Source organism: Candidatus Contendobacter odensis Run_B_J11 (assembly GCF_000531125.1).
Lineage (GTDB): Bacteria > Pseudomonadota > Gammaproteobacteria > Competibacterales > Competibacteraceae > Contendibacter > Contendibacter odensensis.
On sequence record NZ_CBTK010000257.1, the window covers coordinates 1 to 16,378 of the forward strand.

The 16,378-nt window shown below is 58.8% G+C and carries 15 protein-coding genes; 14 read left to right on the forward strand and 1 reads right to left on the reverse strand.

Features of this window, described 5'->3' with window-relative positions; translation table 11 throughout:
• Positions 1–99: 99 nt before the first annotated feature.
• From BN874_RS14855 to BN874_RS22765, 13 genes are all read left to right on the forward strand, one after another.
• Positions 100–459, forward strand: a complete 360-nt coding sequence (locus BN874_RS14855; protein ID WP_195912205.1) for a CZB domain-containing protein — start codon at positions 100–102, stop codon at positions 457–459.
• Positions 460–624: 165 nt separating this feature from the next.
• Complete coding sequence (locus BN874_RS14860; RefSeq protein WP_051497892.1) at positions 625–1,473, forward strand: ABC transporter ATP-binding protein; 849 nt, start codon at positions 625–627, stop codon at positions 1,471–1,473.
• Positions 1,470–2,255 (forward strand): lipid asymmetry maintenance ABC transporter permease subunit MlaE, encoded by a 786-nt coding sequence (mlaE, locus tag BN874_RS14865; RefSeq protein ID WP_034434935.1) that lies wholly within the window; start codon positions 1,470–1,472, stop codon positions 2,253–2,255. Before BN874_RS14860 ends, mlaE begins: the two co-directional genes overlap by 4 nt.
• A 2-nt stretch (positions 2,256–2,257) precedes the next feature.
• A complete protein-coding gene (gene mlaD / locus BN874_RS14870) occupies positions 2,258–2,740 on the forward strand; it encodes an outer membrane lipid asymmetry maintenance protein MlaD (RefSeq protein ID WP_034434937.1) in 483 nt (160 codons plus the stop codon).
• Positions 2,741–3,119: 379 nt separating this feature from the next.
• A complete protein-coding gene (locus BN874_RS14875) occupies positions 3,120–3,731 on the forward strand; it encodes an MlaC/ttg2D family ABC transporter substrate-binding protein (protein WP_034434939.1) in 612 nt (203 codons plus the stop codon).
• Positions 3,731–4,027, forward strand: coding sequence for an STAS domain-containing protein (locus BN874_RS14880; protein WP_034434941.1), 297 nt, complete (start codon positions 3,731–3,733; stop codon positions 4,025–4,027). Before BN874_RS14875 ends, BN874_RS14880 begins: the two co-directional genes overlap by 1 nt.
• 15 nt (positions 4,028–4,042) lie before the next feature.
• Positions 4,043–4,441, forward strand: coding sequence for an MAPEG family protein (locus BN874_RS14885; RefSeq protein WP_034434943.1), 399 nt, complete (start codon positions 4,043–4,045; stop codon positions 4,439–4,441).
• A gap of 70 nt (positions 4,442–4,511) precedes the next feature.
• Positions 4,512–4,757 carry a BolA family protein gene (locus tag BN874_RS14890; RefSeq protein ID WP_034434945.1) on the forward strand — a complete coding sequence of 82 codons (246 nt, stop codon included), beginning with the start codon at positions 4,512–4,514 and terminating at the stop codon, positions 4,755–4,757.
• 19 nt (positions 4,758–4,776) lie between these two features.
• Entirely contained in the window at positions 4,777–6,036 is a 1,260-nt protein-coding gene (gene murA / locus BN874_RS14895) for a UDP-N-acetylglucosamine 1-carboxyvinyltransferase (RefSeq protein ID WP_034434947.1), read from the forward strand.
• A 6-nt stretch (positions 6,037–6,042) separates the two neighbouring features.
• Complete coding sequence (gene hisG / locus BN874_RS14900) at positions 6,043–6,675, forward strand: ATP phosphoribosyltransferase (protein WP_034434949.1); 633 nt, start codon at positions 6,043–6,045, stop codon at positions 6,673–6,675.
• Between the two features lie 64 nt (positions 6,676–6,739).
• On the forward strand, positions 6,740–8,038 hold the full coding sequence (gene hisD, locus BN874_RS14905; RefSeq protein ID WP_034434951.1) for a histidinol dehydrogenase: 1,299 nt from the start codon (positions 6,740–6,742) through the stop codon (positions 8,036–8,038).
• A gap of 80 nt (positions 8,039–8,118) precedes the next feature.
• Positions 8,119–10,266 (forward strand): SLC26A/SulP transporter family protein, encoded by a 2,148-nt coding sequence (locus tag BN874_RS14910; RefSeq protein WP_034434952.1) that lies wholly within the window; start codon positions 8,119–8,121, stop codon positions 10,264–10,266.
• Positions 10,267–10,332: 66 nt separating this feature from the next.
• Positions 10,333–12,420 (forward strand): sensor domain-containing diguanylate cyclase, encoded by a 2,088-nt coding sequence (locus BN874_RS22765; protein ID WP_051497893.1) that lies wholly within the window; start codon positions 10,333–10,335, stop codon positions 12,418–12,420.
• A 186-nt stretch (positions 12,421–12,606) separates the two neighbouring features.
• Here BN874_RS22765 and BN874_RS14920 read toward each other — a convergent pair whose 3' ends face one another.
• Positions 12,607–14,427 carry an RNB domain-containing ribonuclease gene (locus BN874_RS14920; protein ID WP_034434954.1) on the reverse strand — a complete coding sequence of 607 codons (1,821 nt, stop codon included), beginning with the start codon at positions 14,425–14,427 and terminating at the stop codon, positions 12,607–12,609.
• Positions 14,428–14,845: 418 nt separating this feature from the next.
• Between BN874_RS14920 and BN874_RS14925 the strand changes: the two genes are divergently transcribed.
• Positions 14,846–16,378: an acyl-CoA carboxylase subunit beta gene (locus tag BN874_RS14925; RefSeq protein WP_034434956.1), complete on the forward strand. Its 1,533-nt coding sequence runs from the start codon at positions 14,846–14,848 to the stop codon at positions 16,376–16,378.

The window sequence follows — 16,378 nt, forward strand, 5'->3', positions numbered from 1 at the left end:
TTCGGCTGCGAACTGGCCCAGGGCTACGGCATCGCCCGCCCCATGCCAGCCGCCGACCTCCCGGGCTGGGCGGCCGCCTGGCGCCCCGATCCGCACTGGGTGAATCGGTCCGCCGTCAGTCGTGACGAGGTGCCGATCCTGTTTGCCGGCGTCGAACACCGCGCCTGGATCATGGCCTTCGAGGCCTTCCTCAAGGGAACCAGGGAAGCCCTGCCGCTGGATCATCATCCGTGCCGGTTCAGCGCGTGGCTGGAGGCTGAGAGTTTGGCCGGACGGAACGCCCCGTCCGCCCTCGCAGTGATCGCCGCGCTGCATCAACAGATGCATACGTTGGCGGAGGCGCTGTTGGTGCTTCACGCTCAAGGCCGGAACCCGGAGGCGCTGGCCAGGCTGGGCGAACTCCACGCCCTGCGCGACCGGCTGCTGGAGCATCTGGCGGGTTTGCTTGAGAAATCCTGATGCATTATGCATTCGGCGCTTCTGCCCGGTGTCCTGTTCAGGGCGCTGCCGCAACGGGTCAGGAGTGCCGGCGACCCGCTGATTTGACTTGACAGCGGCTTGACCGGAAACTACCGCGCTTTCACACCTTGATCCGCTGCTACTTTCAACCGGTTACGCATCGTAATGTCCACCAGCGCCACGCTCTCCCACACCGCACTGCCCAATAACAAACCGCTGATCACCGTGCGCGGGTTATCGTTCCATCGCAGCGAGCGAATTATTTTCCAGGATGTGGACCTGGACATTCCTCGCGGCCGGATCACGGCGATTATGGGACCCAGCGGTGCCGGTAAAACCACGCTGTTGCGGCTGATCAGCGGCCAGATTCGTCCCGATGCCGGACGCATCGAGGTTGATGGGGTTTGCATTCACCAACTGGGGCGGCGAGAGCTGTACCAGTTGCGCAAGCGCATGGGCATGCTGTTCCAGAGCGGCGCCTTATTCACCGACCTGAGCGTATTCGATAATGTCGCCTTCCCGTTGCGCGAGCATACCCGCCTGCCAGCGCATTTGATTCGCACCCTGGTGCTGATGAAACTGGAATCAGTCGGTCTGCGCGGCGCCCGCGAGTTGATGCCGGCAGAGCTGTCCGGGGGCATGGCGCGGCGAGTGGCGCTGGCCCGTGCGATTGCCCTTGACCCGATGATGATCCTGTACGATGAACCCTTTGCCGGTCAGGATCCGATTTCAATGGGGGTGCTGATTAAGCTGATCCGCACCCTCAACAATGCGCTCGGTCTGACCAGCATCATCGTTTCACACGATGTCAAGGAAACCGCCGCCATCGCTGATTATCTTTACCTGATGTCTGACGGTCGGGTGGTGGAACACGGCACACCCGCAACGCTGGGTCACTCCGCTTCACCCTGGGTCACTCAGTTCATGCACGCCCTGCCCGACGGTCCGGTGTCGTTCCACTATCCGGCACCGCCCTACTCTGCCGATCTACTATTAGCAGGCGCGCCGGCATGATCGCGGTGCTAACCAAGATCGGGCAAAGCGTTCTCGATCCGCTGGCGCGAATGGGACGGGCCAATCTGTTCTTCCTGCGTCTGCTGGGTGCATTGTCCTTCCTGTTGCAACGCCCTGGCCTGCTGGTCAAGCAGTTGCACGCGGTCGGCGTCCTGTCGCTACCGATTATTCTGGTATCCGGTCTGTTTGTCGGGATGGTGCTGGGGCTGCAAGGCTACGCCAATCTGGTGGATTTCGGTGCGACCTCATCGCTGGGCACGGTGGTGGCGCTGTCGCTGGTGCGTGAGTTGGGGCCGGTGCTGACGGCATTGCTCTACGCCGGTCGCGCCGGCTCGGCGCTGACCGCCGGGATCGGACTGATGAAAGCGACCGAGCAACTCGCCAGTATGCAGATGATGGCGGTCGATCCCTTTCAGCGGGTGCTGGCCCCCCGGTTTCTGGCCGGTTTTATCGCAGTTCCCCTGTTGACCGGTATTTTCACTGCGGTCGGTATCCTGGGAGGCTATCTGGTGGCGGTGGTGCAACTGGGCGTAGATGGCGGCGCCTTCTGGGCGCAAATGCAGGCGAAAGTGCATTTCTTCACCGATGTAGTAAACGGGGTTGTCCTCAAGAGTCTGGTATTCGGCGTGGTAGCCAACTGGATCGCCCTGTTCGAGGGTTATGAGGCGCAGCCCACCTCGGAAGGCATCAGCCTCGCCACCACCCGCACCGTGGTGTCTACCTCGCTGGCGGTGCTGGGGCTGGATTTCCTGTTGACCGCACTCATGTTCGGAGTCTGGTAACTATGGCGAAAAAGAATCTGGAACTGGCGGTAGGTCTGTTCGTCGTGCTGGGACTGGCAGCGCTCTTCCTGCTGGCGCTTAAAGTCAGCGATATCGCCAGCCTCGGCGAGGACAAAGGCTATCGAGTATCGGCGCGCTTTGAGAACATTGGCGGCCTCAAGGTTCGTGCGCCGGTCACCTTGGGCGGAGTGCGGATCGGGCGGGTGGTGGGTATTGACCTCGATCCGCAACGCTACGAAGCCGTGGTCACCTTGTCCATTGATCCCCGCTATGATCATCTGCCTGAAGATTCCAGCGCCAGCATTCTGACCTCTGGTCTGCTGGGCGAACAATACGTTGGATTGGAACCGGGGGGGATGGACAGCGCTCTCAAGAACGGCAGCACCCTCAAGCTGACCCAATCGGCGCTGGTGCTGGAGAAACTGATCGGTCGGATGGTCACCAACGCCGCTTCGGGCGATCCACCACCGGCCAAGACGCCCTAAGTCAACTACCCCGCCCTAAAGGGCGAGGCTTGTGGCGACAGTGCGGCAAGCCCAGGTTGACCAGCCTAAGCCCGCCTCACCGGGAAGTTGAAAAGGGCTACGTTGCGTAGAGGTTCAAGACCTACCTTGGGATGCTTCCTCAGTCCCAGGCTCTAGAAGTCCCGGTTGCAGACACGCATTGGGTAAGCACGAAACGGATCAGGACGTAATGCCGCTACGCAACATGGGCGAGGGGAGCGAGCCGCAAGGCTCCGTTACCAGACCCTTACGGGTTGACGGCCGGGAAAGACCGGCACCTAACATCAAAAGCGGACCGTGCTTTGCACGGTTCGCTCTACCTCCCCGGCCTAAAGGCTGAGGTTTCTCGCGGAGAATCTTGATGAAGAAAACGATTGCTCTTGGATTGCTTCTGCTGCTGTTGAGCAGCAGCGCCCTCTGGGCTGCCGCCCGTGCGCCCCAGGATGTGGTGCAGGACACCTCGGCGCGGATGGTGGAAGCCCTGCGCAAGAATCGGGCGACGCTCGACCGTGATCCAGGTCGGCTGTACGAACTGGTCAATCAGATTGTGCTGCCAAATTTCGATTTCGAGCTGATGTCGCGCTGGGTGCTGGGCCGGGCTTGGCAACAGGCCACGCCGGAACAGCGCCGCAGCTTCACCGAGGAATTCCGCATCTTGCTGGTTCGTACCTATGCCAAGGCGCTGCTGGAATATGCCAACGAGGAGATTCGAGTGTTACCACAACCCACGGGGGCGGACGGCAACGAAACCACGATCAGGACCGAGGTTAAACCAAGAACCGGTCAGCCGATTCCGATCAATTACAGCATGCATCTTGGCAATGACGCCTGGAAGGTCTATGACGTGACCGTCGAAGGGGTCAGTCTGGTCACCAACTATCGCGGCACCTTTGCCAGCCAGATTCGTAGCAATGGCCTGGATGCCGTCATTGCGGATCTACGGCAACGCAATAGCATCCCGGGCGGACGCTGATGGCAACAACCACCACCGACCGCGACGGTGAGACCCTGTGCATCCGGGGCGATCTGGATTTTGATTCGGTCGCTGAGTTATGGAACGCGACTGAATCCCTGTTTGCCGCTACCCCACCCTCCCGGATTGACCTGAGTGGAATCCGTCGCGCCAACAGCGCCGGGGTCGCGCTATTAGTGGAATGGTTCGGTCAAGCCCGGCGTCAAGGGCAAGCATTGGTTTTTGTCAACGTCCCGGAACAGATGCGGGCAATCATCGCCATTGCTGACCTGGATACGGTACTTCCGCTGGCCTGATGGGCGCCAAAAACCATGCACACTCTGTCGCTTTACGCTGCCCTTCTGGCGCTCCTGTTTGTGGCGCTCAGCATCCGTATCATCCGTCTGCGGCGAAGCCTGCACATCGCGCTGGGCGACGCTGGCAACGACGCATTGCTTCGCGCCATCAGCGTTCATGCCAACTTCGCCGAGTATGTGCCGCTGAGTCTGATCCTGCTGTACTTGCTGGAAGGGCAAGGCGCGCATCCAGCATTGCTGCACGGCTTGGGCGTGAGCTTGTTGATGGGCCGGCTTTCACACGCATTTGGCGTTAGCCAAGCCAATGAAAACTTCAGATTTCGGGTTTTCGGCATGGCCTTGACCTTCACCACCCTTATTACCTCGTCGGCGTATCTGTTGGTTGCCTATTTGCTGCGAATGGGTGGCGCTTAGCTTGGTACCCAGCGCGAATAGAGCCAGCCCCCACTGTCTCATCATTTTAATCAAAAGGTTGAATTACGTTATGCACGCTGAAGAAATTGCGTCTCTGATTGAACAGCAACTGCCGGGCGCACGGGCGACCGTCCGCAGCGATGACGGCGTTCATTTCGAGGCTGTGGTGATCAGCGAAGTTTTCGCGGGCAAATCGCCAGTGCAGCAACACCGGCTGGTTTACGCTGCGCTGGGCGAGCGGCTGAAACGCGAGGAGATTCACGCCTTGGCTCTCAAAACCTACACGCCAGACGCTTGGCAACAGTTGCAATCCTGAATTGCGGGATCCATTTTTAATGAGCAAGCTGATTATTAACGGCGGTGTTCCGCTACAGGGCGAACTCCGGGCCTCCGGCGCCAAGAATGCAGTGCTGCCGATTCTGGCCGCTACGCTGCTGGCCGACGCCTCCATGACCATCCACAATGTCCCGCATTTGCAGGATGTCACCACCACCATGGAATTGCTGGGCCGGATGGGCGTGGATTTGGTGGTAGACGAGCGGATGAACATTCAGGTGGACCCGCGCACCATCCAGAGCTTTCAGGCGCCTTATGAACTGGTGCGAACCATGCGTGCCTCGATCCTGGTGCTGGGACCGCTGGTGGCTCGTTTCGGTCAGGCTGAGGTGTCACTGCCGGGTGGTTGCGCGATTGGCTCGCGCCCGGTGAATCTGCACATCAAGGGACTGGAAGCGATGGGTGCCGAGATCAAAGTCGAAAACGGCTATATCCGCGCCCGTGCCAACCGCCTGCGCGGAGCGCGTATCGTCATGGATCTGGTAACCGTGACCGGTACCGAAAATCTGCTGATGGCCGCCACTTTGGCGCGAGGTATTACGATTATCGAAAATGCCGCCCGCGAACCGGAAGTTGTGGATCTCGCCAACTGTCTGATCGCAATGGGCGCGCAGATTGACGGGGCTGGCACCGATACCCTGGTGATCGAGGGGGTGGATCGTCTGCACGGTGCTAATTATCAAGTGCTACCGGACCGGATTGAAACCGGCACCTACTTGCTTGCTGGGGCCATCACCGGCGGCCGGGTCAAGGTCAAGGATACTCGCCCGGACAATCTGGAAGCGGTGCTGCTTAAACTGGAGGAAGCGGGCGCTTGGGTCAACACCGGCCCCGACTGGATCGAAGTGGACATGAACGGCGGTCGTCCCAAGGCGGTGCGCATCCGTACCGCACCCTATCCGGCTTTCCCTACCGATATGCAAGCGCAATTTGTCGCCCTTAATTCGGTCGCTGAAGGCGTTGGGATCATTACCGAGACTGTGTTTGAAAACCGCTTTATGCATGTTCAGGAGTTGCAGCGCATGGGCGCGCAAATCGAACTGGAAGGCAATACCGCCGTCATCACTGGCGTCCCCAAACTGACGGGAGCGCCGGTGATGGCGACCGACCTGCGCGCTTCGGCCAGCCTGGTGCTGGCGGCACTGGTCGCGGACGGCGATACGGTGGTGGACCGCATCTACCACATTGATCGCGGCTACGACTGTATCGAGGAAAAGCTGTCGCACCTGGGTGCGCGGATCCGCCGGACCCCGGGTTGACCACTGATGACCATGCTATTGACTATTGCCTTATCCAAAGGCCGCATCTTCCAGGAAACCCTGCCACTGCTGGCGGCAGCCGGCATTCTGCCGGTGGATGATCCCGAAACCAGCCGTAAGTTGATTCTCGACACCAACCAGCCTGATGTAAAACTGGTGATCATTCGAGCCACCGACGTGCCGACCTATGTGCAATATGGCGCGGCTGATCTCGGGGTGGCGGGGAAGGATGTCCTGATTGAACACGGTGGGGAAGGGTTGTACGAGCCGCTGGATTTGAACATTGCCCGCTGCCGATTGATGGTCGCGGGCCACCCCGATCACCGCCCACAGCGGAGCCGGCCCCGAATCGCCACCAAATACCCCAACACCACTCGCCGCTATTTCGCCGATCAGGGTCGCCAGGTGGAAGTGATCAAGCTGTACGGTTCGATGGAACTGGCACCGCTGGTCGGGCTGGCTGACTACATCGTCGACGTGGTAGACACCGGCAATACTCTGAAAGCCAACGGGCTGGCGCCGCTGGAACACATCGCCGACATCAGTTCGCGGCTGATCGTCAATAAGGCCGCCATGAAGATGAAACACGCTCGGATCAAGACGATCATCGAACGAATGGCGGCGGCGGTCGCGGCGTAGATTCCCTCACCTCCAACCCCTCTTCCAAACGGCGAGGGGTGTTTTCAAGCCCGGAATACCGCTCATGCCGAACATTCAACGCCTGAACACTATTGATGCCGATTTCTGGCCGCGCCTGGAAGCGCTGACCGCTTGGGAAGGCGTTGCCGACCAGACAATAACCGCCACGGTGCGCGAAGTTCTCGCCCAGGTGCGCTCACGCGGCGACGACGCACTGCTGGAATATAGCTGCCGTTTTGACCGGCTGAACCTGGCTCATGCCGCCGATCTGGAAATTCCTGCGGCCCGGTTGCATCACGCGCTTACCGTTATTTCCGCTGAACAGCGCACGGCGTTGGCAATGGCCGCTGCCCGTATCCGCAGCTACGCCGAACGGCAGAAGCTGGAATCCTGGCGCTTTACCGAAGCCGACGGCACCGTGCTTGGGCAGCAGGTAACACCACTGGATCGGGTGGGCGTGTATGTGCCGGGCGGCAAGGCGGCGTATCCATCTTCCGTGTTGATGAACGCCATTCCGGCCAAAGTCGCCGGAGTGCCGGAAATCATCATGGTTGCGCCCACGCCGGATGGTGCGTTGAATGAACTGGTCTTGGCCGCCGCTGCGGTGGCGGGCGTAGATCGGGTCTTCACTCTTGGCGGGGCGCAGGCGGTAGCGGCGCTGGCCTATGGCACGGCGACCGTGCCACGAGTGGATAAAATTGTCGGGCCGGGCAACATCTATGTCGCCGCCGCGAAACGCCAGGTCTTCGGCACCGTGGGGATTGACCTGATCGCTGGCCCGTCGGAAATCCTGGTGCTGTGCGATGGGCGAACTGACCCGGATTGGATCGCCATGGATTTATTCTCCCAAGCCGAACACGATGAAGACGCGCAGCCAATTTTAATCAGTCCCGATACAGCGTTTCTGCAACGGGTTCAGGAAGCGATTAGCCGACTGCTGCCGAAGATGGAACGGGCGGAGATTATTACTGCTTCGCTGCACCGGCGGGCGGCGATGATTCAGGTGCGGGATTTAAGCGAAGCGGCGCAGGTGGTGAACTTTATCGCGCCAGAGCATTTAGAGTTGTCGGTAGAAAGGCCGGAGGAATTACTGCCACTGATTCGTCATGCCGGTGCTATTTTCATGGGTCGCTATACCGCCGAGGCTCTAGGAGATTACTGTGCTGGCCCTAATCACGTGTTACCGACTTCACGCACCGCCCGGTTTTCTTCGCCGCTGGGCGTGTACGATTTCCAGAAACGAACCAGCCTGATCTATTGCTCGCCCATTGGAGCCACGACCCTGGGTCGAACCGCTTCGATATTGGCACGAGGGGAAGGTTTAACGGCTCACGCCCGGTCGGCGGAATTAAGGCTTCCTTAAACAAGCGGGCCTACCTTCCTTGAGATAGGCCACCTGCGGATTCAGCGCCTATCCGCCTACTTGAGCGAAAGTGCTGTGCGATGAAATTACCGGTTGATCTGCTCGCCGATCTGCGCGGGGGTCTGGTCGCTGCTGCCGTGGTGTTGCCGCAAGCCACCGCTTTCGGCGTCACCGTGTTCGCTGTCTCCCTTGGCACTGCGTCCGGCGCGCTGATCGGTCTGGTCGGCGCGATTCTCCTGCTGCTGATTTCCGGTAGCATCGGCGGCACAGTTGGCCTGATCAGCGGCCCAACTGGCCCCAGCATGGCGCTGTTGAGCGGGACGGCAGCTTTGCTGGTTACCGCCGGCCTCGCCCCCGCTGCGATTGCTCCAGCCCTGTTTGCCATCACCGTCCTCGCCGGCCTGATGCAGCTACTGATCGCCCTCGGCGGGGGCGGTCGGCTGATAAAGTTTATCCCTTACCCGGTCATTGCCGGCCTCACCACCGGTACCGGCCTGCTGATGATCAAATCCCAGTTCAAACCGCTGCTTGGCATCGGCCATGATGGAGCGTGGGCACAAGGGCACTGGTTGCCTACCGTCACTGCAATCACCACCTTCGGCATCACCCGTTACGCCCCGCGCCTTTTTCCGCGCCTCCCCGGCCCTATTGCCGGCCTGATCGGGGGCACGGTGCTGTTTCAGATCATCCTCCATCACCCCAATTTGCCCGCCGCACCGGATCACTGGGTCATCGGCGCCCTGCCCAGCCCGGATCAATTCCACTTTGCCGCCCACTCATTCACCGCTTGGCGGGCATTGCCTTGGCCGCTGGTACTCAATGCCGCCTTCGCTCTGGCGGTGCTGTCCTCGCTGAATACCCTGCTGACCTCTGTGCTGGCCGATACCACCACCGGCCTGCGCCACCATGCCCGCCGTGAGTTGCTGGCGCAAAGCATCGGCCAGATCGCGGTGGGTCTGATTGGCGGCATGGCCGGATCGGCCAGCATCGGCGGCACTGTCACCGCTGTCCGGGCTGGTGCTCGCCGTTGGGCCGCGCCCGCCGCCGGAATCGTATTGCTGCTCTTGCTGCTGTTATTCGGCCAAGTTGGACAGTGGCTGCCGACCAGCGCCCTGGCCGGCATCATCATCGCTTCGGCCCTCGGCCTGCTGGAAACCGACATCTTCGCCTGGGCTCGCCGTCGCCGCATCCGGCTGGACGCAGCAGTCGCCCTGCTGGTCACCGGTATCACCCTCGGCTATGACCTGATGATTGCGGTGCTGGTGGGACTGGCGATTACGATTCTGCTGTTCATTCGTGAGCAAAACCGGGTTTCGATTATCCATCGCCGGCTGACTTCCACTGAACGGCCCTCGGTGCGGCAGCGCCCGGCGGAACAAGCGGAACTCCTCGCCCACCACGGTGACCGCATCGTGGTCTACGAACTGCGCGGCACCCTGTTCTTCGCCAAGGCTGACCAATTGTTTGAGGAAATGCTGCCGGACCTCGACCGACCGGCCTGGATCATCCTGCACCTGCGGCGGGTGATTCAGATTGATTTCTCCAGTGTGCGGCTGCTGCAACAGATCGCAGCCCGGCTGGAGGCGCATGGCGGCGAACTGCTGTTCTGCGAAGTCCGCGAAGACCATGGGCTGGGTCGCGAAGTCGAACGGACCCTGCGCCGAATCAGCCTGAATCACCGCAAGCTGAACGTCAAAACCTTCGCCAGCACCGATCTAGCTCTGGAATACGCCGAGAACGCCCTGCTGGGCGCGCTGGGATATGCACCGACGGTGCTGGAGCAGCGCGTCGCGCTGGCAGCGCTGGATTTGTGTCGCGACATGAAGCCGGTGGAAATTGCCGCACTGGTTGCGGTGCTGCGTCCCTGCAACCTTGACCAGGGCGAACAGCTATTCGCGGCGGGTGATTCCGGTGAGACCCTGTATCTGGTACTGCGAGGCCGAGTGGATATCCGATTGCCCGCCACCGCCGATCGCTACAAACGACTGGCCATTTACGGACCGGGCACGGTGTTCGGTGATATTGCCTTCCTTGATCCCGGCCCACGCGCCGCCGAAGCGGTAGCGGTCAAACCCAGTGAACTGCTGGTGCTGGATCGGGCTGATTTCAACCGCTTGCGCGATATCCATCCCAACGCCGCCATCGCCTTGTTGCTGGCGCTCGGTCGGCAACAGAGCCGCACCCTGCGTTGGAGCGCCAAGGAAATCCAGCGGTTGATTCAGTGGTGAAAAATAGAGTATTTATGCTGTATGACTCCATGCCAACGATCACCTGATAATTACAGGTTCACCATCATGCCGGCGCTGGCCCTGAAAACAAAAATGACTTTGGCGGTCTCGCTGCTGGTGGCTGGCATTGCCCTTTTTATCGGTTTCGTCAATCTGTTTGAGTTCGAGCGTTATTACAAAAAAATGCTCGCTGATCAACAGTTCCTGCTAATTTCAGCATTGGTGGATGAAATTGATGACAAATTAGCAACCGCACAAAATTCGCTGGTTGCTGTTTCCAGGCTAATCACGCCTGGTATGATTAGTGACAAACAGGAAGCTCAACATTTTATTGAGGATCGAGTAGGAATTTCTTCCATTTTTGAAGGTGGCCTGTTCCTTTTTTCCACAACCGGAAAAGTCATCACGCATAACACCCATCATGAGATTAGTAGTAATAACTATTCCTATCGTGACTACTTCAAACAGACAATGGCCACTGCCAAGCCCGTCATTTCTGAACCGTTTCTGGCTTCGTTTGCACCTTATAACCCTGTTATTGTCTTTACTGCTCCAATTCTGGATAACCAAGGAAAGGTGATCGCAATATTCGCCGGCGTGATAGATCTGACTAAAGACAATTTCATCAGTAAATTATCCAGTATTAGAATCGGTGAAAGCGGTTATCTCTATCTTTTCAACCGTGACCGGATGATGATTATGCATCCCGACAAGAATCGCATCTTTGCAAAAGATGTATCAATCGGCACTAATAAACTCTATGATGCTGCAATGAAAGGCTTTGAAGGTTCGGGTGAAACGGTTAATTCTCGTGGTACCCCAATGCTGGCCAGTTTCAAGAGTTTGAAAAAGAGTGGATGGATTCTAGCGGCTACTAATCCCCAAAGGCAGGCTTATGCACCACTGGTCGCAGCACGGCGACAGTTTTATCTATTGCTGAGTACGGTGATTGGGATGGCGATGGCGCTCACCTGGCTATTGATGAGCCATCTCACTGCACCTTTGCTGGCGGTGATCGATCATATCGCAGTAATGCCCTTAAAACAGGGCGATGACCGCTTCCTGCATGTTCAGACCCGCGATGAAATTGCGGTACTCGCCACTCGCTTCAACCAGATGATCATGGAATTTGACAGTCAGACCGAAGCCGCTCAGCGTTTAGCTGCGTTCAAAAAAGCGATTGAAGCAGACGACAGTCTGGAAGATGTCTATGTGCGACTGGGCTGTATTTTCCAGCAATTCGGTTTACGTGATAGCCTGATTTATCAGATCAGCGATGATCAACATAAAATGCGGCTCATTTATCCGTCCATCCGTGACTATGAACAAATTCCCGGCGATAACGTCACTCCGAATCAAAGCAGATTATGCGAGAAGCAACCCGCAACCGATGATAGAGCCAGGGCTTCACTGATATTTCAACGGCTTTGCAGCCCGTTTCCTGGCGAATCCGCCAGTCCTTATCACTGCATCCCTATTATCGCCGGTAACAGCCTTATCGGCATCGCCCGATTTCCAGTCAATCCATTAGCGGCTAACTCCCCGGAAATGACCCGGAAGATTGCCCAGGCTGAACAATACATCCAGGAATCGCTCCCGGTCATTGAAGTCAAACGACTATTGCGTAAACTCAAGGAATCAGCGCTCACCGATTCCTTAACGGGTTTACACAACCGTCGCTTTCTCCAGGAGTACACCGAAAATCTGGTTGCCAGCATGCAGCGGCATCAGAAGACGATTGGCCTGATCATGTGTGATCTGGATCACTTCAAGCAAGTGAATGACCAGTACGGTCATGATGTCGGTGACATCGTGCTAAAGAAAACCGCACAGACGATTAAAAAAAGCATACGGGATTCTGATCTGGTAATTCGTTTCGGCGGCGAGGAATTTCTGGTCGTATTATTGGATATTGAAACCGGCAGCGCGGCGGCTATTGGTGAAAAAATACGGGAAACCATACAAAAGACTACTTTCCCATTAGCAAAAGGCACCCTCAAACAAACCATCAGCCTTGGCATCAGCGAGCTACCCCACGATACCGATAGATTCTGGCAATCCATCAAATTCGCCGATGTCGCTCTCTACCAAGCCAAGGCGGCGGGCCGTAATTGTGTTGTTCGGTTCACGGAAGCGATGTGGCGAAAGACTTAATTTCAGGACTTTCGCTAAACCCGTAAATTCGTCATACCCGCGAAAGCGGGTATCCAGGCTTTTCAGCGGCTGACTGGATTCCCACCGACGCGGGAATGACGGAAAGCGAACGTCCTGAATTTTAGGAGATTGCCGCTTTTGTTGCTGGGTACCGGGCGCTGGAACGCTTACAGCCCAGCAGCAAGATCAACGCTCCACCCGGAAATACGCCGCCCGTTCGGGGAGATCAACCCCGGTCAGCCGCAACGGCAGCACGCTATCCAGCGCCACATCCTCCGCGACTTTCACTCGCGTCTCAAAAGCCAGGGCCGGAATCAGTACCGCCCCGCGTGGCTGCCGTTTCTCAACCAGCACCCCTTCACCCCGCCAATCGGGATGTTGCTGGAAATAGACCATCATCCAATGCTCGCGTGACAGCCGCTCGGCCCGACGCACTCCCGCCGCTACCGTTTCCGCCGCCCCGATTCGTTCAACGACTGCTTGAGCATCCAGCAGCATGTCGCCACGCAGGAATGCCCGCAACTGCTGATGAGCGACCAAATCCAGATAACGCCGGAGCGGGCTGGTCACCTGAGCGTAAAGCTCCAGTCCCAACCCACCGTGCGGCCCGGGCAGACTGCTGTATTGACGCGGACGCAGACTACGTCGCAACGCGCACATCGCCGCTAATCCAACCGGTTCGCGACTGGGTATGTCAACCGCTGCTTCCTGGGTCGTAAATGGAAACGGCAGACCCTGTTCCAGCGCAAACCGCGCTGCGGCCTCGCCCGCCATCACCATCGCCTCGCTGACCAGCAACCGGCTGCGCAAGCGGGGCAGTGGCTGGATACTCACTCGCCCATCGGTCACCTGCATTTTCACTTCCGGCAAATCGATAAAGATCGCCCCATTGGCGCGGCGACGATCCCGGTGTTGCTGGGCCAATCGGTATAAACGGAGGAACGGTCCTTCCTCATCCAGCCGTTCCTCGACCTGTTCATAGCTGAACCGCTGCACCCGCACCCAACTGGGCACAATATCCACCTCGGCCACGACGCCGTTCGCATCCAGCCGCAACCCAAACGAGAGCGCTGGCGAACGATCCGCCAGTCCCAATCCCAACCGCTGCACCGCTGCCTCCGGCACCATCGGGACGGTGGTTTCCGGCAGATACAGCGTGGCTCCCCGCGCCCGCGCTTCCAAATCAGCGGGACTGTCCGGCGGGATCAACGCAGCTACATCAGCGACGTGCACCCATAACCAGTCACCCTCTAAACTGAGTGCATCGTCTGGATCCGTGTTACCTGTGTCGTCAATCGCAAAAGTGGCTAAAGCGGTTAAATCCCGCCGTGCTTCCTCCGGCAGTTCCGGCAATTCCACCACCGGCGCGGTCAATAGGGCTGCGACCCGGCGCGGCCACGGATTCGCTGTTACCTCCCAATAACCCAGTCGTAACAGCAGGGCATGAGCATTAACCGGCGTCTGACTGCAATCCAGCGCCTGCAATACTCGGCTCTGCTCCCGCTGCTTCCAGGCCACCTCCTCAACCTCGCATAAGTAGCGGGCATCCTCCACCCCGCAACGACCCGCCCGCGCCCGTGCTAGAAAACGGTTCCACGCCTCCCGCTCAGCGGCTTTCGCCACCCGCTCGGTCTGTTCCCTCGCCACCTCAGTCAGCGACCGAGGCGTGATCCGCTCTGGCGTACCGTGGAAGTACAATCCCTCATGCAGCAACTGCCAGGTGGCCCAAGCGGTCGCCGGGGTGTAAGCGCCATAGACCAGATCGGCCAAATCGGCCAGCGTGGTCGAATTTCCTTCCAGTAGTTCGCAGGCCGCTTCCGCCTCACCGGCGGGTGCATCCAAGCCACTCAGCCCGCTCAACGGACCGGGATGCAGCAACACCACATCCTTGGGGCGAACCCGCAACAACCGACCGTCTTCCAGTTCGATGTCCAGCTTGTCGCCGAGGGTGATGACCCGGGCCGGGCCGTTTTTGTAAAGCACGAGGCTATGTTGCAGGATATTCATGGGGACTCGTTGAGGCTGCGAGCAAAGGCCAGCTGTTGACGGACGGTGGAAAACCCGGGAAGTGATGACGATTAAAATATCGGTTCACGACTGCGAAAATGGCTAAAAACCCTATTATAATTGGCGAACCTAGCGCAGGCTGTTCATCCCGCTGCTATGCCCACAACGACAATCCAAAAAATTGAAAAGACAAATAAATTTGGATCCTCTATCCCGAATTGCCGCCCATCCGCCCTTTGCGGATTGCGTCTTTTGCCGTCGGAAGTTCCGCTTTACCATCGCGCTGGGCGGATCACCGCCCGCAGTGTCTGGATTCGTCCCCGCGATCCGGCAGGTTCAATCGTGGGATCTGATCCCCCCAAGCCTCCGGCGCCGTTAGTCCGCTACTGGTGCCTGTATCCGTGAGGAGAAAGTGTTCATGCATGACATTATTAACCAACTGGACCAAAAACGCGCTGCTGCCCGTCTTGGCGGCGGGCAACGCCGGGTTGACGCCCAGCATAAGCGCGGCAAGCTCAGCGCCCGCGAGCGCATCGAAGTGCTGCTCGATCCGGGCAGCTTCGAAGAATGGGATATGTTCGTCGAGCATCGCTGCAACGACTTTGGCATGGCCGACACCAGCACGCCGGGCGATGGCGTCGTCACCGGCTACGGCACCGTCAATGGCCGGGTGGTCTTCGTATTCAGCCAGGATTTCACCGTGTTCGGCGGTTCGCTGTCGCAAGCCCACGCCGAGAAAATCTGCAAGATCATGGATCACGCCATCAAGGTCGGCGCGCCGGTGATCGGCCTTAACGATTCCGGCGGTGCTCGCATCCAGGAAGGGGTGGACTCACTGGCGGGTTACGCCAATGTGTTTCAGCGCAACGTGATGGGATCCGGGGTGATTCCGCAGATTTCCGTGATTATGGGGCCATGCGCCGGCGGCGCGGTGTATTCGCCGGCGATGACCGACTTCATCTTCATGGTCAAGGACACGTCGTACATGTTTGTGACCGGCCCCGACGTGGTCAAAACCGTCACCCATGAGGAAGTCACCGCCGAGGAACTGGGCGGCGCGATCTCGCATTCGACCAAATCCGGCGTGTGCGACCGGGCATTCGAGAATGACATTGAGGCACTGCTGATGGTGCGGCGCTTCATCAACTTCCTGCCCGCCAACAATCAGGACAAACCGCCATTCCGGCCCACGCCCGACCCGGCTGACCGGACCGACTACTCGCTGGACACCCTGATCCCCGACAGCCCCAACAAGCCCTATGACATGAAGGAGTTGATCCTGAAGGTCGTGGACGATGTGGATTTCTTCGAGGTTCAGCCGGAAAACGCCAAGAACATCATCGTCGGCTTCGCCCGCATGGACGGCTGGCCGGTGGGCATCGTGGCCAATCAGCCGATGGTGCTGGCGGGTTGCCTGGACATCAAGTCTGCGATCAAGGCCGCCCGCTTCGTTCGTTTCTGCGATGCGTTCAACATCCCGGTCGTCACCTTCGTGGATGTGCCCGGCTTCATGCCCGGCACCGCCCAGGAATACGGCGGCATCATCAAGCATGGTGCCAAGCTGCTCTACGCCTATGCCGAATGCACCGTCCCTAAAGTCACCGTCATCACCCGCAAGGCGTATGGCGGTGCCTATGACGTAATGAGTTCCAAGCACCTGCGCGGCGATGTCAACTTCGCCTGGCCAACCGCTGAAATCGCAGTGATGGGACCCAAAGGCGCGGTGGAAATCATCTTCCGCCAGGACATCGGCGATTCGGAAAAGATTGCCGAACGCACCGAAGAATATCGTAAGAAATTCGCTAATCCGTTCATCGCCGGCCACCGTGGCTTTATTGATGACGTGATCATGCCGCACGGCACCCGTAAGCGCATCTGCCGCTCTCTGGCGATGCTGCGGGATAAGCACCTCGAAAATCCGTGGCGCAAGCACGGCAACATTCCGCTGTAA